Annotated in this window: 18 protein-coding genes; 13 read left to right on the top strand and 5 right to left on the bottom strand. The window is 57.4% G+C overall.

Features of this window, described 5'->3' with window-relative positions; translation table 11 throughout:
• The first annotated feature begins 367 nt into the window (after nt 1-367).
• Genes ACW81B_RS03480 through ACW81B_RS03470 form a run of 3 tightly spaced genes read left to right on the top strand, consistent with a single transcriptional unit; the run spans nt 368 to nt 2,752 of the window.
• On the top strand, nt 368-1,630 hold the full coding sequence (locus ACW81B_RS03480; RefSeq protein ID WP_491578821.1) for a porin: 1,263 nt from the start codon (nt 368-370) through the stop codon (nt 1,628-1,630).
• A 12-nt stretch (nt 1,631-1,642) separates the two neighbouring features.
• Entirely contained in the window at nt 1,643-2,251 is a 609-nt protein-coding gene (locus ACW81B_RS03475; RefSeq protein WP_491578820.1) for a cytochrome c5 family protein, read from the top strand.
• 39 nt (nt 2,252-2,290) lie between these two features.
• Nucleotides 2,291-2,752 (top strand): MerR family transcriptional regulator, encoded by a 462-nt coding sequence (locus ACW81B_RS03470; protein ID WP_491578819.1) that lies wholly within the window; start codon nt 2,291-2,293, stop codon nt 2,750-2,752.
• Here the strand turns inward: ACW81B_RS03470 and ACW81B_RS03465 are convergent.
• Genes ACW81B_RS03465 through ACW81B_RS03455 form a run of 3 tightly spaced genes read right to left on the bottom strand, consistent with a single transcriptional unit; the run spans nt 2,744 to nt 4,884 of the window.
• Entirely contained in the window at nt 2,744-3,559 is an 816-nt protein-coding gene (locus ACW81B_RS03465) for an arsenite methyltransferase (RefSeq protein WP_491578818.1), read from the bottom strand. The two genes, ACW81B_RS03470 and ACW81B_RS03465, sit on opposite strands and share 9 nt — an antisense overlap.
• A gap of 19 nt (nt 3,560-3,578) precedes the next feature.
• On the bottom strand, nt 3,579-4,223 hold the full coding sequence (locus tag ACW81B_RS03460) for a TIGR04282 family arsenosugar biosynthesis glycosyltransferase (protein WP_491578817.1): 645 nt from the start codon (nt 4,221-4,223) through the stop codon (nt 3,579-3,581).
• Nucleotides 4,216-4,884 carry a TIGR04283 family arsenosugar biosynthesis glycosyltransferase gene (locus ACW81B_RS03455; protein ID WP_491578816.1) on the bottom strand — a complete coding sequence of 223 codons (669 nt, stop codon included), beginning with the start codon at nt 4,882-4,884 and terminating at the stop codon, nt 4,216-4,218. Before ACW81B_RS03455 ends, ACW81B_RS03460 begins: the two co-directional genes overlap by 8 nt.
• 179 nt (nt 4,885-5,063) lie before the next feature.
• Here ACW81B_RS03455 and ACW81B_RS03450 point away from each other — a divergent pair, with 179 nt between their 5' ends.
• The 10 genes from ACW81B_RS03450 to ACW81B_RS03405 all read left to right on the top strand — a co-directional run bounded on the left by ACW81B_RS03450 (nt 5,064) and on the right by ACW81B_RS03405 (nt 20,900).
• Complete coding sequence (locus tag ACW81B_RS03450; protein ID WP_491578815.1) at nt 5,064-7,550, top strand: sensor domain-containing protein; 2,487 nt, start codon at nt 5,064-5,066, stop codon at nt 7,548-7,550.
• Between the two features lie 11 nt (nt 7,551-7,561).
• On the top strand, nt 7,562-8,662 hold the full coding sequence (locus ACW81B_RS03445) for a phospholipase D-like domain-containing protein (protein ID WP_491578814.1): 1,101 nt from the start codon (nt 7,562-7,564) through the stop codon (nt 8,660-8,662).
• Between the two features lie 35 nt (nt 8,663-8,697).
• Nucleotides 8,698-9,621 carry a malate dehydrogenase gene (gene mdh, locus ACW81B_RS03440; RefSeq protein WP_491578813.1) on the top strand — a complete coding sequence of 308 codons (924 nt, stop codon included), beginning with the start codon at nt 8,698-8,700 and terminating at the stop codon, nt 9,619-9,621.
• Nucleotides 9,622-9,651: 30 nt separating this feature from the next.
• Nucleotides 9,652-10,965: a citrate synthase gene (locus ACW81B_RS03435; protein ID WP_491578812.1), complete on the top strand. Its 1,314-nt coding sequence runs from the start codon at nt 9,652-9,654 to the stop codon at nt 10,963-10,965.
• Nucleotides 10,965-12,089 (top strand): aminotransferase class V-fold PLP-dependent enzyme, encoded by a 1,125-nt coding sequence (locus ACW81B_RS03430; protein ID WP_491578811.1) that lies wholly within the window; start codon nt 10,965-10,967, stop codon nt 12,087-12,089. The genes ACW81B_RS03435 and ACW81B_RS03430 overlap by 1 nt, the downstream gene beginning before the upstream one ends.
• Before the next feature lie 221 nt (nt 12,090-12,310).
• A complete protein-coding gene (locus tag ACW81B_RS03425) occupies nt 12,311-13,273 on the top strand; it encodes a YiiX/YebB-like N1pC/P60 family cysteine hydrolase (protein WP_491578810.1) in 963 nt (320 codons plus the stop codon).
• Nucleotides 13,274-13,291: 18 nt separating this feature from the next.
• Complete coding sequence (locus ACW81B_RS03420) at nt 13,292-15,769, top strand: acyl-CoA dehydrogenase (RefSeq protein WP_491578809.1); 2,478 nt, start codon at nt 13,292-13,294, stop codon at nt 15,767-15,769.
• Nucleotides 15,718-17,028 carry an acetyl-CoA C-acetyltransferase gene (locus ACW81B_RS03415; protein ID WP_491578808.1) on the top strand — a complete coding sequence of 437 codons (1,311 nt, stop codon included), beginning with the start codon at nt 15,718-15,720 and terminating at the stop codon, nt 17,026-17,028. The genes ACW81B_RS03420 and ACW81B_RS03415 overlap by 52 nt, the downstream gene beginning before the upstream one ends.
• Complete coding sequence (locus ACW81B_RS03410; protein ID WP_491578807.1) at nt 17,025-19,088, top strand: 3-hydroxyacyl-CoA dehydrogenase NAD-binding domain-containing protein; 2,064 nt, start codon at nt 17,025-17,027, stop codon at nt 19,086-19,088. The genes ACW81B_RS03415 and ACW81B_RS03410 overlap by 4 nt, the downstream gene beginning before the upstream one ends.
• 3 nt (nt 19,089-19,091) lie before the next feature.
• On the top strand, nt 19,092-20,900 hold the full coding sequence (locus ACW81B_RS03405) for an AMP-dependent synthetase/ligase (protein WP_491578806.1): 1,809 nt from the start codon (nt 19,092-19,094) through the stop codon (nt 20,898-20,900).
• Nucleotides 20,901-20,948: 48 nt separating this feature from the next.
• On the opposite strand, the gene ACW81B_RS03400 is transcribed toward ACW81B_RS03405, so the two are convergent.
• Both ACW81B_RS03400 and ACW81B_RS03395 read right to left on the bottom strand, forming a co-directional pair.
• Nucleotides 20,949-21,341 (bottom strand): PilZ domain-containing protein, encoded by a 393-nt coding sequence (locus ACW81B_RS03400; RefSeq protein ID WP_491578805.1) that lies wholly within the window; start codon nt 21,339-21,341, stop codon nt 20,949-20,951.
• A 304-nt stretch (nt 21,342-21,645) separates the two neighbouring features.
• Nucleotides 21,646-22,167: hypothetical protein (locus tag ACW81B_RS03395; protein WP_491578804.1), on the bottom strand; the 522-nt coding region annotated here is incomplete at its 5' end.

The raw sequence follows: 22,167 nt of genomic DNA, 5'->3' as shown, positions 1-22,167 counted from the left end.
ACAGGGATGCACAAGCTCGCTGACCACAAGGAACAGGATCCTTGCTGTGGTGATCTCTGTATTGATCAAACCTGTGGCAGTTCTTGCATGACGGCCGGGACTATTACCAGCTTGCCAGTCAATCCCCTTGTTTATAGTGTGGCAACTCTCACAGAATTTTCTAACCTTCATAACAGGGACCGTCTCTCCGGTCTGAATCCGCAGCCTCTGCTGCATCCTCCCTGCTACAGCGTCAGACAAGATATATCTGACATTTGAGCAATACCTCGTGGTACTGTTTTGCCGCCATGTATGGCCGGCATAACAACACAACATCAACCCGTCCCCGAACAGCAGTCAAGCCGGGGGCGAACAGGGAGACAGACCGATGAAACAGACTCTCATGAAACTGAAACCGCTTGCACTCGCCCTGTGCGTTGCCTCGCTTCCGTTGCCAGTCTATTCCGCCGATAATCCCGATTCACTGAGAGAGACAGTGGAAGCGCTGAAGAAACAACTGGAGCAGGTTCAGAAACAGCTCGATGAACAGGAGAGGTCCAGTGTAACCCGGGCTGATCTGGCACGGGTCGAGAAACAGGCGGCCGCGGCCAGCGAGTGGACAGCGCCGAACACCCTGATCCATATGGCCGGTTATGCCGACGTGGATTATATAAAGACAGAGGGCGAAGATGGGAGCTTTACGATTGGGACCTTTTCGCCGATTTTCCATTTCCAGTACCGTGACATGGTGATGCTGGAATCGGAACTTGAATTCGGGCTTGAGGATGACGGGAGTACAGAGGTTGGCCTCGAATACCTCACCGTCGACTTTTTCCTGAATGACTATGTTACCCTGGTGGCGGGCAAGTTCCTGAGCCCGGTTGGCCAGTTCCGGCAGAACCTGCACCCTTCCTGGATCAACAAGATGGCATCCGCACCTCCCGGCTTCGGTCATGATGGCGCGGCACCGATCTCGGAAACCGGCGTACAGTTGCGCGGCGGTTTCCCGATCGGCGGTATCCGCACCAACTTTGCGGTGTATACCGGCAATGGTCCCGAGTTTAATGCTGAAACGGAAGACCAGACCGAATTCGGGCTTGAAGGTGTTCGCGCAGAAGGTTTTGGAGCCGACCGCGACGGGGAAATGGTCTATGGCGGACGCTTTGGCATTCTGCCGATGCCGGGTCTTGAAATCGGTGTCTCGGGCGCGACCGGTAAAGGCACCGTGACCGAGCTTGAGGATGCCTCCGGCCTGCCGGAACTTGCGCTGAATGAGGAAAAACGCGATTACCGGGTGGTGGGTGCTGATTTCAACTTTTCCTACCGTTCGCTGGGCATACGGGGTGAGTATGTCAAAACACGTGTTGGTTCCGCGAATACCGGTCTGACGTCATCGGGTTCTGCAACCTGGGAATCATTCTATACCCAGGCGGCCTATCGTTTCCTTCCGACAAAGTGGGAAGCGGCCGTACGTTACACCGATTTCGATTCTGCCGTCGATACGCAGGATCAGGAACAGTGGGCAGTTGCGCTGAATTATCTCTTTACCAATAACTTTATGGCCAAGTTTACCTACGAGTTGAATGACAACGACAAGGGAAGCCCCGCCGATGACAACCGCTTCCTGACTCAACTGGCCTACGGTTTCTAAGGAGTGATGACAATGAAAAAGCATGCAATCCAACAGCTGAGAACAACCCTGGCCGCAGCCTCTTTCGCCGCACTTTGCTGGCTTTCAGCGCCGGCAGTCGCATTCGACTACCCGGAGCCGGGGGACTTTGCCAAGGGTTCCCGGGCCTGGGCCGAGAACTGTGCCCGTTGCCATAATATCCGTTCTGCCAATGAGCTGCGCGACGATCAATGGCTGACCACGGTTTTCCATATGCGTGTTCGCGCGGGTCTGACCGGACAGGAAGCCCGGGACATTCTGACGTTTCTGCAGACGTCCAATGTTTCCTTTACACCAGGCGTGACGCCTGCCAGCAGCGAGGAATCACCTGCCAGTACCATGTCAGGCAAGGACATCTACCAGCAAACCTGCATTGCCTGCCATGGCCCGGACGGTAAAGGGGCTTTTGCCGGTGTTCCCGACTTTACCAACCCGAAGGGACGTCTGAGCAAGAGTGACGACGAGTTGCTGAAGAATGTCAGGAATGGATACCAGACACCCGGTTCGCCAATGGCCATGCCACCACGAGGCGGGAACGCTGCGCTGACGGATGGCGATCTGCGTAATGTCGTTGAATACCTGCGTAACGCGTTTGGTTCGTAACACGGCAATGCCCGGCACCGGGATGTCCCGGTGCCGGACTTGGATCATGCAGTATGCGCGAGTACACTCGCCGGCATGCGTGCAGAGGATGACAGTCTGACAATCGGTGCCCTGGCAAAGCGAGCCGAAGTCAATGTTGAAACGATACGCTACTACCAGCGCATCGGCCTGTTGCACGAACCCCCCAGACCGGCTCAGGGATACCGGCGTTATCCACAACAGGTCGTTTCACGTATTCACTTTATCAAACGCGCACAGGAACTGGGTTTTTCGCTGAAAGAAATCGCTGAACTGCTGCAACTCAATGACGGTTGTTGCCGTACCGCTCGCCTCATGGCCGAACAGAAGCGCGAACGGGTGGATGCACGGCTTCATGATCTGCAACGCCTGCACGCGACGCTCAGTCGTATGATCGATGCCTGTCGTCAGAGCGAGGTGGACGGTGCAAGCTGCGCCCTGATCGACACCCTGACCAACCGTCAGGACAGTGTTTCAGACTGAGACCGGTTTCAGCGCTTCTATCGTTGCGGAAATCACGTAATCCTCAATGCCCCGGCCCGGTGCCCAGTCCTTGATGAAGTCCCGTGATTCATCTTTCGGCTGAATCGAGATCTGTTCAAAGCCTGCGGCTTTCAGCCAGTTTTCCAGTTCACTGACCCGTGACGCACCCGCCACGCAAGCTGAATGCAAATAGGGATCGTTACGCATGGATTCCGGCAGTTCGGTGCTGGCAACGACATCGGAGATGGCCAGTCGCCCACCGGGCTTCAGTACCCGCCAGGTTTCGCGGAACACCTGTGGTTTGTCGGGGGACAGGTTGATCACACAGTTTGAAATAATGACGTCAACCGTTGCATCGGCAACGGGCAGGTGCTCGATTTCGCCGAGACGGAACTCAACCTGGCTGAAACCGCCTTTTTCCGCATTGCTGCGTGCCTTGCTGAGCATGGCCGGGGTCATGTCAATGCCGATCACATGTCCTTCCACACCGACTTCCTGCGCGGCGAGAAAGGCATCGAAGCCACCACCGCTACCCAGATCCACTACCACTTCACCGGGCTTCAGGCTGGCAATGGCCGCCGGGTTACCGCAACCAAGGCCCATGTCGGCACCGCCTGGCACGCTGTCAATGTCATCCTGCGAATAGCCCAGTCGGGTTGAAATCAGCGCGTTGATCTGTTCGTCTTCCGAAACACCGCAGCAGGACGCGGCTTCACCGCAACACGCACCTTCGTTGCTGGCTTCGGCAACTTCGCTGTAGGCCTGGCGAACATTCTGGCGGATCTGATCGGATTGTGACTTGTTCATGTATAACGTTCCTGTAAATTCATGTCGTTGTCTGGCTGAAATGTTGCCAGCGCCTGAGGTCTTCGGGGTAATCGATGTCCCACAGCCGATCGAGTTCGGAGAAATCAATACCGGCATCGCACAAGGCCTTACGGGTCTGTTGCATTACACTATCACAGCCCCAGTTGATATGGCGAAATACCCTTTCATCTGCCTGTGTTGAGCCGATCAACACATAACCGCCGTCTTCACTGGGTCCGACAACCACCTGTGAACCGCTGGCAAGTTGTTGCAGTGCAGTTTCGAGGTATTCCGCATCCATGACCGGGCAATCGGTGCCGATGATCAGTGCCGTTCTGCGTGTCTTCAGAACCTGGTCAAGGGCCAGGTACATACGTTCCCCGAGGTCTTCACCGTGTTGTGCGACGAGCTTTGCCTGGTGCTGCAATGCGATTTTTTGCAGGAAGGGATGCCCCGTATCACCGGCAATGTGCAGCTCGACCGGTGCAAGCCGGCTGTCAGCGACCGTGTGGAGAGTGTGTTCCAGCAGTTGCCGGTAGACCTCCAGCGTGGCATCAGCGCCGATGCCGGCGGCAAGCCGCGTTTTTACCTGCCCGTGTTCCGGCGAGCGGGCGAAAATGACAATACAGGCATCGGGATACCGGTATGTACCTTGCTCATACATAGTAGGGTGCCAGGCGGCGGGCGGGTACGCCGAGGTAGAAAGCCAGACGCAGCAGCCACATGCGAACAATCGTGCGCACGACCCCGCGGGTTTCCCAGCGTCGGCTTGAGGTGATCAGCGTGACGTCTGCCAGCACCGGCCTCACCTCGCGCCTGAGGCGGGTGGACAGGTCGATATCCTCCATCAGCGGAATGTCGCGAAATCCCCCGACACGATCGAGGAGTTGCCGGGTAACAAAAATACCCTGGTCGCCGGTAAGAATACCGGTCAGACGCGAGCGCGCATTCATCAGCCGTTCAACTATTCTCAGCAGGCGTTGCTGGCCGGAAAGGCGAACCGGGAAACCACCCCACTCTGTGCTGGCCAGCAGTTGCGCAATGATCTCGTCGGCGTTGGCTGGCACCGATGAGTCAGCGTGCAGGAACCACAACACTTCACCACTCGCAGCCTGCGTCCCGCTACGCATCTGCAGCGCACGCCCGGTTTCGGATGCAAGGCACTGGTCGCACAGCGGGCGGGCAATGGACGGCGTGCCGTCCCGGCTTCCTCCGTCTACCACGATAATCTCGTGACCGCGCCGCCGAAATGGCTGGAGCGCAGTGAGCAGCGTTTCAATACGGGAACGCTCATTGAGGACAGGAATGATGATGCTCAGTTTCATGACCGTGTTTCGTTTTCAGTATGCCTAACTCACTGATTGTTACAGGAATATGTAAAGATTAAAGGTGCTTTTGCCGACAATATGGTAACGATTGCCGCACAAATACTACAAATAACTCGCGACAGACCGGGGCATATTTTATTAGAATTGTGCCAAACACCCTTGCGTGGTCAAAAATAATGAGTAAATACAATATCCTGCTGGCTGGTTCAGGATCAGTTCAGGCTGCGATCGAGCAAACGCTGGAGCATGCCGATTTCGCGTTTGAGTTGATTTGCAGCCATGATCGTCAGCGCTTCGTCGATGCACTTGGGGCAGGTCAGCGTCTGGATCTCATTATCAGCGAGCCTGAGCTGGGTGATTTTTCCGCACTGGAAATCATGCCCCTGCTGGCGCAGCACCACAAACAAAATCTTCCTGTTATTCTGCTGGCTGAAACCGGTGTGGAAGCCATCACGCTTGGCTGCCTTGAGCAAGGCATCGATCAACTGGTCATTAATACCCCCGCCTCATTACCCAGGCTCTGTGCACTGGTTCCTTTTGTTATCCGCCGGGCGGAGGAAACCAGCCGGCAGCTGTTGCTCGCGAAAGAGCTGCAGGAAAGCAGGGAACGTTATCTCGATATCTTCGATAACACCAATGACCTGATCCAGTGTCTGTCACAGGATGGCCGCTTTATTTATACCAATCGCTGCTGGCGCGAAACCATGGGTTACACCGCTGAGGAGGTCAGCCGCCTGGTGCTGACGGATGTACTGCACCCGGACAGTCTTGAATGCTGCCAGCAACGCTTTTCACGCCTGAAGTCCGGCGAGTCAATGCAACGCATCGACTTCAAGTTTGTTACCAAGTCAGGCGAAACCGTACACCTTGAAGGCGACTGTGGATCTGTAATAAAGGACGGCGAAGCCATATCGACCCGTGGCATTTTCAGGAACGTCACCGACTCGGTCAAATCAGATAAAGCGCGCAAGGTCAGTGAAGCGCGCTACCAGACACTCTACGACAACGCGCCGGACATCTACTCGATCGTCAACGCACAGGGTGAGTTTGAGTCGATTAACCGCACCGGTGCAAAAATACTCGGCTACACGGTTGAAGAACTGATCGGCAAGCCGGCAACGCTGGTGATCCATCCCGAAGACCGCGAACGCGTACTGGCCTACATCACGGAGCGTTTCTCCGACCCCGAGGACAGTAACGGGATCGAATACCGCAAGATCAGAAAGGACGGGTCGGTGTTATGGATACACCAGCGCGTCAGCCTGGACCCGGATACCAGTCAGCCCCGCATGCTGGTGCTTTGCCGCGATATTACCGAGCAGCATGAACTGCGCAGGCAGCTCTCCTACCAGGCCACGCACGATGACCTGACGCAACTGATCAACCGACGCGAGTTTGACAGTCGCCTGCGCCGCATGCTGGCTGCCGCCGGTGATTCGAACGATGACCACCATGTGCTGTGTTATCTCGACCTTGACCAGTTCAAGGTGATCAACGATACCTGTGGGCACAGCGCGGGTGATGAATTGCTGCGCCAGGTCGCCGCACTGTTGAGCCGGCAGATTCGTTCCCGCGATACGCTGGCCCGGCTTGGCGGTGATGAATTTGCCATTCTCATGGAACACTGCCCGCTCGAACAGGCCGAGATTCTGGCCAACCGTATCCGTGAGAAGATCGAGGACTTCCGCTTCCAGTGGAAAACCCGCCGCTTCAGCATTGGCGCCAGCGTGGGTGTTGTGCCTGTACAGCACTCGGGCTCGGTCGAGGATGTCCTCAGCCTTGCCGATTCCGCCTGTTACGAGGCCAAGCAACTGGGCAGAAACCGTGTCCATGTTTTCCGCCCTGGCGACCGCGCCATTGTTGGCAAGGTGGGCGATGGCCGTTGGGCAAGCCGTATTACCGAAGCGCTGGATAATAACGCGTTCAGCCTGTTCGCCCAGGAGATCGCGCCCTGCAGGGGCGGCGGTTGCGGGCAGCGCATGGAAATCCTGATCCGGCTGCGTGATGCGGACGTCATGGTTAACCCGGGCGCTTTCATGCCGGTTGCAGAGCGCTACAATTTGTCAGGCAGGCTCGACCAGTGGGTACTGAACCAGACAATGATCTGGTTTGAACAGCACCCCGATGCACTTGCTGAACTGGAAGTTTGCTCGGTAAATCTGTCTGCACTGTCGCTTTGTGATGAGGTATTCCGCAACTATGCGCTCGAGCGCATCTGCAGTTCGGGGTTCCCGGCTGAAAAACTGTGTTTCGAGGTGACCGAAACAGCCGCCATATCCAATGTTACCCAGGCAACGGAGTTTATGCGCGCGTTGCGCGACAAGGGGTGCCTTTTCGCGCTGGATGATTTTGGCAGTGGATTGTCATCCCTCGCCTACCTGAAAAATCTGCCCGTGGATATTGTAAAGATCGATGGCGCATTCGTTCGCAATATTGTCAACAGCGAAGTTGACCATATGATGGTCAAATCGATCTGCGACATAGCCCGCATGATGGGTATGAAAACCACGGCGGAATATGTCGAGTCAGACGAAGCACTGCAGATTCTCAGGAATACAGGTGTCGATTTTGTTCAGGGGTTCCATATCGGCCACCCTGTCCCGCTTGAGGAATTTGCGGAAAGCCGGCGGCACAACGCCGAAATCCTCAGTTTCAAGCGTTAACGACGACGCACGTGCACAACGAGCAATCGCCCGAGAACATCCCCGCAACAGAATGTTTTACGCTTTTTACGGAAGGTGACCTGCTCTACGAGGATATGCTGGCGCGGATCGCGACAGCGCGTTCCGAAGTCCTTCTCGAAAGTTATATCTTTGCCGACGATGAAACAGGCCGGCGTTTTGCCCGGCAACTGTCCGGGCAGGCACAGGCCGGTGTCCGGGTCAGGGTTCACATCGATGCAGCCGGTTCCCTGTTCTGGTCGGCGCGGTCATTGCTGAACGGGATGGCAGCGCAAGGGGTTCAGGTGCGCTGGTTTCACCGCTGGGACTGGCGTCGGCCCTGGCGCTATAACCGTCGTAATCACCGCAAGTTGCTGGTGATCGATGGCAAGACAGCCTGGGTGGGTGGGTTCAATATCCATCGCGAGAACTCCCTGTCTGTCTACGGCCCCGAACGCTGGCGCGATACACATGTACGGTTTTCCGGCAAACTGGCTGTTCACGCAAGACAGTTGTTCAATGACTTCTGGCGTCGGCGAAAACGCCTCCGGACACGACACCCTGCAACGGGCGATCATCTGCTGATCTCGAATTATGCCTACGGCAGCCGGCGCCACATGAACCGCCTGTTCCGGCATGTGCTGGCCGGCGCACAGCAATGCGTCCACCTTACCACGCCCTACTTTATCCCCGATCGCCGTACACAACAGCTGTTGACCCAGGCTGCCAGGCGGGGGGTGGACGTTCATCTTCTGGTGCCGGGGAAAAGCGATATCCGGATTGCCCGCTGGGCGGCTCACGCCGTTTATGAACCGCTGCTCGATGCCGGTGTGCAGATACACGAATACCTGCCCCGGGTACTGCACGCCAAGACGGTTGTCGTTGACGGTCGCCAGGCGGTTATCGGCACCTCGAACATCGATTACCGAAGTTTCTTTTTAAATTACGAACTCAATCTGTTTACGAAGGACACGGAACTTTGTCAGCGGCTTGAGACCCAATTCAGCGAGGATCTGTTATTGTCAGCGACGATCAGCGCAAAGCACTGGAAGCGGCGTTTCTGGGGTGGCAGGATACTGGAACTGATTGGCTGGATGGCGCGACGCTGGCTATAGTTAAAGATACAGGGTTTCACAGGGAGAGTATCAATATGCAGAAAATCTGTATTGTAGGGGCAGGACGTGTCGGGGAGTCGGCCGCGCAGATTCTGGCCAAGGAAGAGTTATGCAGCGAGGTGGCGCTGCTCGATATTCATGAAGGTGTCCCGCAGGGTATCGCGCTGGACATTCAGCAGTCCGGCTCACTGTTGCGTTTCGATACACGCGTCATCGGGGACACAGACCCGGCCATCATGAGCGATTCGGACATGATCATCATCACGGCGGGCTTTCCGCGCAAGCCGGGCATGTCGCGCTCGGATGTGCTGGAAGCCAATCTGGGTATTATCGATGGACTGGTCGACAATGCCATGCGCTACGCGCCGGACAGCATGATCATGATGGTCACCAACCCGGTCGATGTGTTGACCTGGCGTGCCTGGCAACGTACCGGCTGGCCGCGCCAGCGCGTGTTCGGCCAGTCCGGCGCACTGGATACGGCGCGCATGATCAGTTTTATTGCGCTCGAAACCGGTTACTCGATCAAGGATATTTCTGCGCTGGTACTGGGCGGTCACGGCGATGCCATGGTGCCCCTGCCCCGCTTTACCGATATTGCCGGTATCCCCATCGAACATTTCCTCGATGATGCCACCATCCAGCAGATTGCCGAACGGACCCGTCAGGGTGGCGGCGAAATACTTGCCCTGAAGAAGCACAGCAGTGCCTATGATTCGCCGGCGGCGGCCATTGCCTCGATGGTCGATGCTATCCGTCATAACCGTCGGCGCATCCTGCCCTGCGTGAGCATCCTCGATGGCGAGTACGGGCAGAGCGGCATCGCCATGGGTGTCCCGGCCGTACTCGATGAGAATGGCCTGTCAAAAATTATCGAGTTGAAGCTGAACGCGACGGAGAAAAAGGACTTTGACCGGTCCGCCGACATGGTTCGGGACGATATAACATTATTGCCATAATAACTGGCGCAGCAAAAGGAGGGTTTGCCCGTGGTCGATGAAACCGTCACCGTCATTGATAACCGGACCGGAAAACGTATGGATCTTCCCATACGCAAGGCAACGCAGGGTCCCGATGCCGTTGATATCGGCCGCTTCTACCGCGAAATGGGGTATTTCACCTACGACCCCGGTTTTCTCTCCACCGCCAGCTGCCACAGCAGGCTGACCTATCTGGATGGTGAAAAAGGCATGTTGATGTATCGGGGCTACCCGATCGATCAACTGGCCGAAAAGAGCAACTTCCTCGAAGTGGCCTACCTGATGCTGTATGGCGAACTGCCACAGCAGCAGGCGCTGGAGGATTTCCGGAATATCATCATCCACCACACCATGCTCAATGAATCGCTCAAAAGTTTTTTCCAGGGGTTTTATCACGACGCACACCCGATGGCGATCATGGTCGGCGTGGTGGGCTCCCTGTCCGCCTTCTACCACGACTCCACCGACATCAACAATCCACGCCACCGGGAGATTGCCGCCCACCGTATGATTGCCAAGATGCCCAGCATCGCAGCCGCCAGTTACAAACACTCGGTTGGCGAGCCGCAGGTGTACCCGGATAACAGCCTGAGTTACACCGGCAACCTGCTGAACATGATGTTTGCGGTACCCTGCGAACCCTTTGTGCTCAATACAGTGGCGGAAAGAGCCCTCGACCTGATCTTTATCCTGCACATCGACCACGAACAGAATGCCAGCACCTCGACGGTACGCCTGGCCGGCAGTTCCGGCGCCAACCCGTTCGCCTGTATTGCCTCGGGCATTGCCGCCCTGTGGGGTCCGGCCCACGGTGGCGCCAATGAAGCGGTGCTGAAAATGCTCGACGAAATCGGTGAAGTGGCCAATGTGCCGAAGTTCCTGGCCCGCGCCAAAGACAAGCACGACCCGTTCCGGCTGATGGGGTTTGGCCACCGGGTTTACAAGAACTATGATCCGCGTGCACGCATTATCCGGCAGATGTGCCACGAGGTGCTGGAAAAACTGGGTGACGCCAATGACCCGCATTTTGAACTGGCCCTGAAGCTGGAAGAAATCGCCCTCAGCGATGAATATTTCATTGAACGCAAGCTGTACCCCAACGTGGATTTCTATTCCGGGCTGATCTACCGTGCACTGGGTATCCCGACCAACATGTTTACCGTGATGTTTGCGATTGCCCGCACCGTTGGCTGGGTGGCACAGTGGATGGAGATGATCAGTGAGGACAACCAGCGTATCGGCCGTCCTCGTCAGTTGTATATCGGGTCAACGCAGCGGGATTATGTTCCCATTGACCAGCGTGGTGTGATAAAGACACCCTGATGCCTGAAACGGAATTCGATCTGTCAGCGGACATCTGTCATCTCAATCATGCAGCCGTGGCCCCCTGGCCGTTACGGACGGTACGTGCAGTACAGGCCTTCAGTCAGGAAAACGCAACGCTCGGGTCGCAACACTATGCGCAGTGGCTGGAAACCGAACAGCAGTTGCGTGAACGTCTGGCACAGTTGATCAATGCCCGGGGCAGCGATGAAATCGCCCTGTTGAAAAACACCTCTGAAGCGCTCTCGGTCGTCGCCTGGGGACTGGACTGGAAGCCTGGCGATGAAGTGCTTGTCAGTGCGCATGAGTTTCCCTCCAACCGGATTGTCTGGGAATCGCTGGAACCACTCGGCGTGGTCGTCAGGCAGATCGACCCTGGAAACTCCAGCGTCCCGCACGAGCAACAACTGGTCGCTGCAATGACGGCACGCACGCGCCTGGTATCAGTGAGTTCCGTTCACTATGCAACAGGTCTTGCGCTGGACCTCCCCCCTGTCGGTCGCGCCTGCCGTGAGCGGGATATCATTTTCTGTGTGGATGCCATCCAGAGCCTGGGCGCAAAACCCTTCGACGTACAGGCCTGCCAGGCCGATTTCGTCATGGCCGACGGGCACAAATGGATGCTTGGCCCGGAAGGGATTGCGCTTTTTTACTGTCGACGGGAGTGGATCGAACGGTTGATACTGCGCCAGTACGGCTGGCATATGGTGGAAGCCATGGGCGACTTTGATCGCAGCGACTGGCAACCTGCGCATTCGGCAAGGCGTTTTGAATGCGGCAGCCCGAATATGCTGGGTATTCATGCCTTGCACGCCAGTATTGGCCTGCTGCTGGAAACCGGGCTACAGAATATTTCTCGGTCTATTTCCTCAAAGGTCACATATCTTATTGACAGGTTAATAGAAAATGGCGCCGAAATTCTCTCGGAAACGCGTCCTGCCCGGCGTGCCGGGATTGTTACCTTCCGCTTCCCGGACGACGACACGGCAAGACGTTACCGGTATTTGCAGGCGCAGGGGGTGCTGTGTGCGCTGCGCGGGGGCGGAATCCGTTTTTCCCCGCATTTCTATACGCCGGAAATCGTCCTGCAGCGTGCCCTCAAGCTGGCGTGCCAGTCGATTTGAAGGCCACAGATCCATGACTGCACAGTATTTTTTAACCAAATGCTGAATTTGCCGCTATTCTTCAATATGTAGATCACGGTTAGGGAAGGTCTGATTCATTCGTCATCCCGGCGCAGGCCGGGATGACGATTTCGAATGAATCAGGGCTTCCTTGGGTATATTCAAACAGATGACAGGTTTGGCTGTCTAACGTTCGTACATTAACCTGGAGTGGAGGTTGTATGGCATTTAATCCAGCAGCCTGGCTGGGTCGAAAGATCGTTCGCTGGCTGACGACTGAACACCCGCATACCACACCGCCACTTTGCGATTTTGACCGTGTGCGTTATGAAGTTCGCCCCTGTGACGTCATCCTCATCGAGGGACGCAGTCGTGTGTCGGAAATTATCCGCACCATCACCCAGAGCCCATGGTCGCATTCCGCACTCTATATTGGCCGGATCCACGACATTGATGACCCGGACCTGCGTGGAAGAGTATTGAGCTTCTACGATGGTGACCCCAATGAACAACTGGTTATCGAGGCCTGGCTGGGCGAAGGAACAGTGGTCAATCCACTGAGTAAATACCGTGACGACACCATCCGCATTTGCCGCCCGACCGGATTGACACGCCAGGATGCGCAAAAGGTGCTGGAATTTACCTTGCAGCACCTGGGTTTCGACTATGATCTCCGCCAGTTGCTCGATCTCGCCCGCTTCCTGCTTCCCTACAGTGTGATCCCGCGTCGCTGGCGCTCCAGCCTGTTCGAACACAACGCCGGCACACCGACGCGTTCGGTCTGCTCTTCAATGATCGCGGCGGCCTTTGCTTCGGTAAAGTTCCCGGTATTGCCGGTACTGGAAGAAAAACACGATGGCTCGTTGCGCATGATTCCGCGTAATACACGACTGTTCACACCGCGTGACTTCGACTACTCGCCCTACTTCGACATTATCAAATGCCCTCACCTGGATTTTGGCAAGAAGCCTTCTTACCGGGAGCTTCCCTGGGATAAAAAAGGGCGAATCTGTGACGACGATGGCAAGTGTTTTGTCCCCACTATGCAGCCTGAGAAAAAGCACCAGCAAGAACCGGAAAAACCATCCGCAGCGGAACCTTTGGCTGGCGACACAAAGGAAACCGTATTGAACGAAGCGGATGCTGAAAGCGTCAAACCTGACAGCATCGAAAAAACCAGCTGAGGATACGGGAGCGACATCATGGCAACACTGCTGGAAGTCATTGTTATCATCGCGGCGGCATGGGGGCTGGCGGCAGGACGTGCGCCAGGCTGGGCGTGGAGCGGTTCAATTGCCGCCTACCTGCTGGTATGGCCCGCATTGCACGCGACCAGCGCCTGGCTGCTGACACCGGTGTGGCTGATTTTCATTCCTGCCGCCGCAGTGCTGGGGGTGCCTGCCTTGCGCAGCAAGGTGATCAGCCGTCCTGTCCTGCGCCTGTTCAGGAAACTGATGCCTTCTGTATCGGATACCGAACGTGAAGCGCTGCAGGCAGGGAGTACCTGGTGGGAGGCGGACCTGTTCAGCGGCAGCCCGGACTGGCGAAAGCTTCTGGACTATGAGAAACCTGCGCTGAACGCGGAAGAGCAGGCCTTTATCGATGGTCCGGTGAATGAACTGTGCCGCATGATCGATGACTGGAAAATTACCGAAGACCTGCACGACCTGCCCGGGCCGGTATGGCAATTTCTCAAGCAGCAGCGTTTCTTCGGCATGATCATACCGAAGCAGTACGGTGGACTGGAATTTACCGCCCACGGTCATTCCAGCGTGGTGATGAAGATTGCCAGCCGCAGTATTACAGCGGCGGTCACTACCATGGTGCCCAACTCGCTGGGGCCGGCGCAGCTGTTGCTGCACTACGGTACCGAGGAACAGAAAAATTACTACCTGCCCCGCCTTGCAGCCGGGGAGGAAATTCCCTGCTTTGCACTCACCGGTCCGGAAGCTGGCAGCGATGCAGCGGCCATGCCGGACCGGGGTGTGGTTTGTCGGCAGCCGTATAACGGCGAGGAAACGCTGGGTATCCGCCTCAACTGGGAGAAGCGCTATATCACGCTGGGGCCGGTGGCCACAGTCCTCGGGCTGGCCTTCAAATTGTATGACCCCGACCACCTGGTCGGTGAACAGGAAGAGCGCGGTATTACGCTGGCACTGATTCCAACCGATACCCCGGGCATCGACATTGGCAGCCGGCATTTCCCGCTCAACCAGGCTTTCATGAATGGCCCTAACCGGGGCAAGGACGTGTTTATCCCCATGGACTGGATCATCGGCGGCCAGGCGCGTATCGGCGAAGGCTGGCGCATGCTCATGGAGTGCCTGGCCGACGGGCGGTCGATTTCCCTGCCGGCGCTCAGCACCGGCGCCGGCAAGCTGTCTGCACGCACTTGCGGGGCCTATGCCGCAGTACGCAAACAGTTCAAAACGCCTATTGGCAAGTTCGAGGGCATCTCCGAAGTGCTCGGGCGCATTGCCGGTAATGCCTACGCCATGGATGCGGCGCGTGGTCTCACCACACTGGCTGTCGATTCAGGAGAAAAACCGTCCGTCGCCTCGGCCATTGTCAAATACCACCTCACTGAACGCATGCGCCGGGTCATCGATGACGCCATGGATATTCACGGTGGCCGCGGCATCTGCATGGGACCGCGCAATTACCTGGCACGCGTGTACCAGGCCATACCTATCTCCATCACGGTGGAAGGCGCGAATATTCTGACCCGCAGCCTGATCATTTTCGGTCAGGGTGCGATCCGTTGCCACCCCTGGCTGCTGAAAGAAATGGAAGCCGCACAAAGCCGCGATGTCAGTGCATTCGACCGGGCGCTGTTCGGCCACATCAAACTGCTGACCAGCAACCTGGCACGCGCCACCTTCCACGGACTGACCCGGTCGCGTTTCGCCAGGACTCCCGTCGATGGGGAAGAAGCCCGTTATTACCGCCAGCTGACACGCCTGAGTGCAGCCTTTGCCGTCACCGCGGAATCGGCCTTGTTGACGCTGGGCGGCGCGCTGAAACGCAAGGAGTCCCTCTCCGGCCGTCTTGGCGATGTCCTCAGCCTGATGTACCTGGCCTCTGCCGCACTGAAACGCTTTGAAGATGAAGGCCGCCAGGCGGCTGACCAGCCGTTACTGGAATGGGTGGTGCGCGATGCCCTGTACCAGGCGCAGCAGAAATTGTTCGAGGTCTATGACAACCTGCCCAACCGTGCACTGGGCCGCGTACTGAAGTGGATACTGTTTCCCTACAGTGCCAGCTACCGCGCAGCGGATGATGCATTGCTGCAACGCGCGGCCAATGTCATCCTGCGTCAGGGTCCGGCCCGCGAACGGCTGACCGACGGCCTGTTTATATCCGATGATGAAAACGATCCGATCAACCAGCTTGAAATCGCGCTTGAGCGTGCTACCGCCGTACAGCCGGTATTGAGGAACTTGCGAAATGCCATGCGCAGTGGTCAACTTGAGTCTGGCGATCCCGAACAGTGTCTGGTCGAAGCTGTTTCGGCCGGTGTGATCGATGAACGCGAAGCGACGCAGGTACGCGCCGCGGTCGCTGCAAGACAACGGGTCATCGGTGTCGATGAATTCCCGGGCGATTACTGGAAGGAGAACAATAGCTCATGGCAGCGCAACCCAACCCCCTCGCCACAGGCCGGCCAGTCTACGTCGTAGACGGAGCGCGCACGCCGTTTCTGCGTGCGCGTAACAGGCCCGGGCCGTTTCATGCGTCAGACCTGGCGTTTCAGGCCGGGCGCGCCCTGCTCTACCGGCAATCGTTCAGCCCGGATGCGTTCGACCAGGTCATCCTCGGCTGCGTCATGGCCGGACCGCACGAGGTCAATATTGCGCGCGTCGTATCACTGCGACTGGGTTGCGGCGACAAGGTGCCGGCCTGGACCGTACAGCGCAATTGTGCGTCGGGGATGCAGGCGCTGGATTGCGCGGCACAGGACATTGCCAGTGGACGTTCAGAGCTGGTACTGGCAGGGGGTACGGAAGCCATGAGTCATGCGCCGCTGCTGTTTGGCAGTGCCATGGCCGCCTGGCTGGGGACCTTCAGTACAGCGCGTACCACGGCCGATAAACTCAAGGCGGCGGTTGCTTTCCGCCCCGCCTTTCTCAAGCCGGTCATCGGTTTGTTGTGCGGCCTGACCGATCCCGTTGTCGGCCTCAACATGGGACAAACAGCGGAAATTCTCGCCCACCGCTTCAACGTCAGCCGGGAGGAAATGGATGCGTTCGCCATGCGCAGCCACCAGCGCCTGGCAAAGGCGATGGAACAGGGCCACCTCGAAGAAATCGAAACCCTTTACGATGAAGCCGGCAAATACTATGACCACGATGATGGTTGCCGCCCGGACAGCAGTATGGAAAAGCTGGCGAAACTGCGCCCGGCATTCGAGCGCCCGTTCGGTAAAATCACCGCCGGTAACAGTGCACAGATTACCGATGGCGCCGCCTTGCTGATTCTGGCTTCGGAACAGGCGGTGCAAAAATACAATCTGCCGGTACTGGGCCAGATATGCGACAGCCAGTGGGCAGGTCTGGATCCCAGCCAGATGGGGCTGGGCCCGGTACACGCCATGGCGCCGATCCTGGAACGTAACGGTTTTGACAGTAAAGATATCGACTACTGGGAAATCAATGAAGCTTTCGCCGCCCAGGTGCAGGCCTGTCTGCGCGCCTGGCAAAGTGAAGACTACTGCAAAAACGAGCTGGGGCTCGGGCACGCCTTCAGTGCTATCGATGAAGAACGACTGAATGTCGATGGCGGCGGCGTATCACTCGGACACCCGGTTGGCGCCAGTGGCGCACGTATTGTCCTGCACCTGCTTAAAACCCTGCAACGGGAAGATGCGCAACGCGGCATGGCCACCCTGTGTATCGGCGGTGGGCAGGGTGGCGCCATGCTGGTCGAGAGGGTGGCATGATGAACGCTAAAGTCGATCTTTATCTCGAAACCGATAGCGACAATATTGCCTGGCTGCACTTTGACAAGCAGGGTTCCGGCACCAACGTGCTGTCAGCCTCAATCCTGGAATCCTTTTACGAAATTTTGCTGGAGCTTATTGAAAGCAGGCCGCGCGGCCTGGTTATTCTCTCCGACAAGCCCAACGGCTTCATTGCCGGCGCCGACGTGCGCGAATTTACCCGGCTGGAAAATTACGACCAGGCGCTTGCCGCCATCCAGCGCGGACAGGCCGTGTTTGACCGACTGGCGGCCCTTCCCTTCCCGACGGTCGCCCTGATCCACGGTTTCTGCCTTGGCGGCGGCCTGGAACTGTCGCTGGCCTGCCAGTACCGTATTGCCCGTGATGACCGCGCAACACGGCTTGGGCTGCCGGAGGTGAGGCTGGGCATACATCCGGGCTTTGGTGGCTCGGTACGTCTCACACCGCTGGTCGGGGCAATACATGCCATGGATCTCATGCTGAGCGGGCGTACCGTAGACGGGCGGGCGGCAAAGCGTATGGGTATTGTCGACCATGCGCTACCGGAGCGGCACCTGAAGACTGCCGCGCGTTCGCTGATCATGGACCGGCCCGGGCCGCATAAACCCACACGCCTGCAGGCACTGACCAACCACGCATGGGTGCGCCCGCTGCTGGCGCAGGTATTCGAACACCAGGTCGCAAAGAAAGCGCGCAAGGAGCACTACCCCGCACCCTGGGCGCTTATCGACCTGTGGCGCCAGCACGCCGACTCCGAACGCGACATGCTGCACGCGGAGGCCGGGTCGGTTGCACGACTTATCGTTGGCCCCACGGCACAGAACCTTATCCGTGTATTCCTGTTACAGGAAAAGCTGAAAGCACTGGGCAATCACCCGGACTATCGCCCGAAGCGGGTACACGTTGTCGGTGCCGGCGTCATGGGTGGCGACATCGCAAGCTGGTGTGCGTACAAAGGCATGCAGGTTACCTTGCAGGACCAGTCCCCCGAGCGTATTGCCCCGGCCATTAAACGTGCGCATCAACTGTTCAAACGCCGTTTGCGCCGTACACGGCCGATACAGGAAGCCATGGACAGACTGATGCCGGACCACAAGGGGCTTGGAGTCGAACGTGCCGACGTGGTGATCGAGGCAATTTTCGAAGACGCCGGGGCCAAGCGCAAGCTGTATGAGCAGTTGGAACCGCGTATGCGGCCTGACGCGATTCTTGCCACCAATACATCAAGTATCCCGCTTGGTGAACTGCGTGATGTCCTGAAAAATCCTGAGCGGCTGGTCGGATTGCACTTCTTCAATCCTGTGGCCAAAATGCAGCTGGTGGAAATTGTGCGCGACGAAGTGACCGACGTCGACGTTGCGCTAAAAGCCACTACCTTTGCCCGTCGCATCGACCGGCTTCCGTTACCGGTTACCAGTACGCCCGGCTTCCTCGTCAACCGTATTCTCATGCCTTACCTGCTGGAAGCTGTTCAGCTGGAAAGCGAGGGTGTTCCCGCCAGCGATATCGATCGACAGGCTGTGCGGTTCGGTATGCCAATGGGGCCAGTTGAACTGGCTGATACAGTAGGCCTGGATATCTGTTTGCACGTCGCTGAAAATCTGGGCGAGCATTTTAATGTCGAAGTACCGCAGCGGCTGCGTGAACTGGTGGACAAGGGGCACCTTGGACGAAAAAGCGGACAGGGTTTTTACCGTTACAAAAAGGGGAAAGCGGTCAAGCCAGCCTTGCCACGGACGCACCATTCCAGTGAAGAAGTCATCGACCGGATGATCCTGCGCATGCTTAATGAAGTCGTTACCTGCCTGCGCGAGAAGGTGGTCGAGGAAGCCGATCATCTCGATGGTGGCATGGTATACGGAACCGGTTTTGCACCGTTCCGCGGCGGTCCTGTACATTATATTGAAACGGCCGGTGCTGACACACTGTACCAGCGCCTGGTCAGTCTTGAACAACAGTATGGTATCCGTTTCAAACCCGATCCAGGCTGGAAGGACCTGGCAGGTTTCTCGTTGGGCGATAACACGGTGGATGAATAACCCATGAATAAACGCGATGAAAGTCACCTGATAACACCCGAGCAGGCCGGAACGCTCTCCGGGCTGTTTTTTGAGCGCGTGAAGCGTACACCGGATGCACTGGCCTACCGATATTTCGATTCGGCCGACGAAGTCTGGAAGGATATAAGCTGGTCTGAAGCCGGCCGGGAGGCGGCACGCTGGCAGGCGGCGCTCGCAGCCGAGAACCTGCAACCGGGTGATCGCGTCGCCATCCTCATGCAGAATGGCCCGCAGTGGGTCATGTTCGACCAGGCCGCACTGGCCAATGGGCTGGTTGTGGTTCCCCTCTACACCCAGGACCGTGCCGAAAATGTCGCCTACATTCTGCAGAATGCGGGAGCCAAGATCCTGTTAATCGGCCACCAGGAGCACTGGGACAGCTTGCAGCCGGTATGGGACCAGTTGGGATTCCTCAACCGGATCATCAGTCTTGAGCACATCGATACCAGCGGCCACCCTGATAACCGGCTGCGCACAGTGGGCGAGTGGTTACCCGACCAGGCTGAGCAGGTTCGCGTTAACTGGGACCCGAATTCACTGGCTACTATTGTTTATACCTCGGGGACAACAGGCCGCCCCAAGGGCGTGATGCTCAGCCACTACAATATTCTCTGGAACGCCTACCGCAGCCTGCAGGTGGTCAAACGTGATCCGGGTGAACTGTTTCTGTCCTTTCTTCCGCTCTCACATACCCTGGAGCGCACCGCGGGTTACTACCTGCCGATGATGCTCGAAGCGGCGGTGGCCTACAACCGCTCTATCCCCCAGCTTGCCGAAGACCTGCTGGCGGTTCGGCCAACCGTTATGATTTCCGTGCCGCGCATCTTTGAGCGTGTCTACAACAAGATTCATGCGGGCCTGGAGGAAAAATCTCCCGTCGCGCGTGCACTTTTCAGGCTGGCGGTTAATGTCGGCTGGCAGCGTTTTGAATACCAGCAGGGTCGTGCCGGCTGGAGTCCGAAGCTCCTGTTGTGGCCACTGCTGAATAAACTGGTTGCCAGCAAGGTTATGGAGAAGCTCGGCGGGCGTCTGCGTCTGGCGGTTGTCGGCGGTGCGCCGTTGCCCTTTGAGGTGGCAAAGCTGTTCATCGGGCTTGGGTTACCGATGATCCAGGGCTATGGCCTGACTGAAACCAGCCCCGTTATCAGTGTAAATCCCATCGAGAACAATGACCCGCGTGGTGTTGGTTGCTTGCTGGAAGACATCGAGGCGAAGATCGGTGACAAGGATGAACTGTTGGTACGCAGCCCCGGCCTCATGCTCGGTTACTGGGCCAACGAGAAAGCAACGCGTGAAGTGATCGATGAAGAGGGATGGTTGCATACCGGCGACAAGGCCAGGCTGGAAAACGGTCAGCTGTACATCACCGGCCGACTCAAGGAAATTATCGTACTGGCCAACGGTGAGAAGATTCCACCGGCTGATATGGAAATGGCGATTATAGCCGACCCGCTGTTTGAACAGGCGATGGTCATTGGTGATAACCGTCCATACCTGAGCGCGCTACTGGTGCTCAACCCTGAACAGTGGGCCCTGCTTGCGGAACAGCTGGGTATTGATCCCGACAGCCCGGAAGCCTGTAACAGTTCGCGGGTCAGGGAAGCCATACTGGAACGTGTTGCCAGGCAGATCAGCGCATTTCCCGGCTATGCGCGAGTTCGCAGCGTATACTGCCAGCTGGAGCCATGGACGATTGAGAATGGCCTGATTACACCGACACTCAAGCTTAAGCGCAACAAGGTGCTTGAGCGCTATGCACAGCAGGTCGAGGCGATGTATAAAGACCACTGACGGCCGGGCCGTCAGCCGCTACCCGCGTTTTTCGAACCCGGGTCTTGGTCAGGAGCTGACGGGATCAGCTGCCGCCGCTGCAAAACAGCCGGCCTGTTGTTCCTGCAGCTGCTGCTTGCGGCCACGTTTCTGGTAGAACATCAGGTCCTGGATGATCGCCCCGGTGACAATATCATTCTCGGCAAATTCCATTGCAATGCGGTTTTCATCGTGACGAACGACCCGGCAATAGATCTTCCGGTATAACATTTCGTTACCTGTCCAGACCCGGAAATTAAGGATGACGGAACGCTGTTCGGGGGGAAGCTCGCCTTCGTTGACCAGAACAGACACACCACCCTTGCTGATGTTTTCTACCTGGCCATGGCAGTAACCTGTGCCCGGATGGGCAATGTCGATATCAACCAGTATCTGGTCGCGTTTCGCGCTTCTTCGTTCCACGTCTACACCCCGGACTTGTCGCAATATCACAGGGGCTGAACTCCGTACCCCTTCCCTGCGCCGTCCTGACGCGCCTGTAGTCATAGCTGGTCTTGCAATGAGAGTCAGGCATCCGGGCCCGTGCAGAATGTGTTATATCGGCAGAATTCTGTGTCCTGGTCCAGCTTATAGCGACCAGCCGGGCAAGGGCTTTAGGCGTGGGTTGTCATGTCCGCGTAAGCCGGGACCCGGAGCGTGCAATGCCCGCTGTGGAGCGGATATCCTGTCTGCACTGAACCTGACCCGAGTCGAACCGGTCCTGGAGCTATTGTCCGACCTGGTACACGATCTGCATGGGCTGTCCTGCTCGTACGACGTCCACGTTCAACCGGCCGCTCTGGAGCATTTCATAGAGATGAGAGGGATCGAGCTTGTCGTCGAGAGGAATACCGTTGACACGGCGAACCAGATCACCGGGTTGCAGTCCGATTTCACTGCGTAATTCTTCCGGTATGCCGTTGGCGTAATAGCCGACCACCCGACCATTCTGCTGCTGCGGAATGATGTCCAGCGTGGCCGCAATCTCTGCAAACCGAAGCGGGCTGATACGGTAGCTGCCGGCTACGGGGTGATCTGCTGCATCGTTCAGCCGCGTTCCGAAATCAATCCGTTTCTGAGCGCCACTGTCAGATATCACGATGGCGTGATCAGGGAATACCCTGGCCAGACGCATTCCCGGCAGGATTTCAGTGCCGGTTCGTCGCCAGTGTTGAGTCGGACTGCCAGGCTGCTCGACAATGGCGAAACCCGATTGCCCGTCGAGGACGATGGTGCCGCGCAATACCCA

The sequence above is a fragment of the Thiogranum sp. genome (genome assembly GCF_058323355.1).
This window is presented reverse-complemented; position numbering and strand designations above follow the sequence as displayed.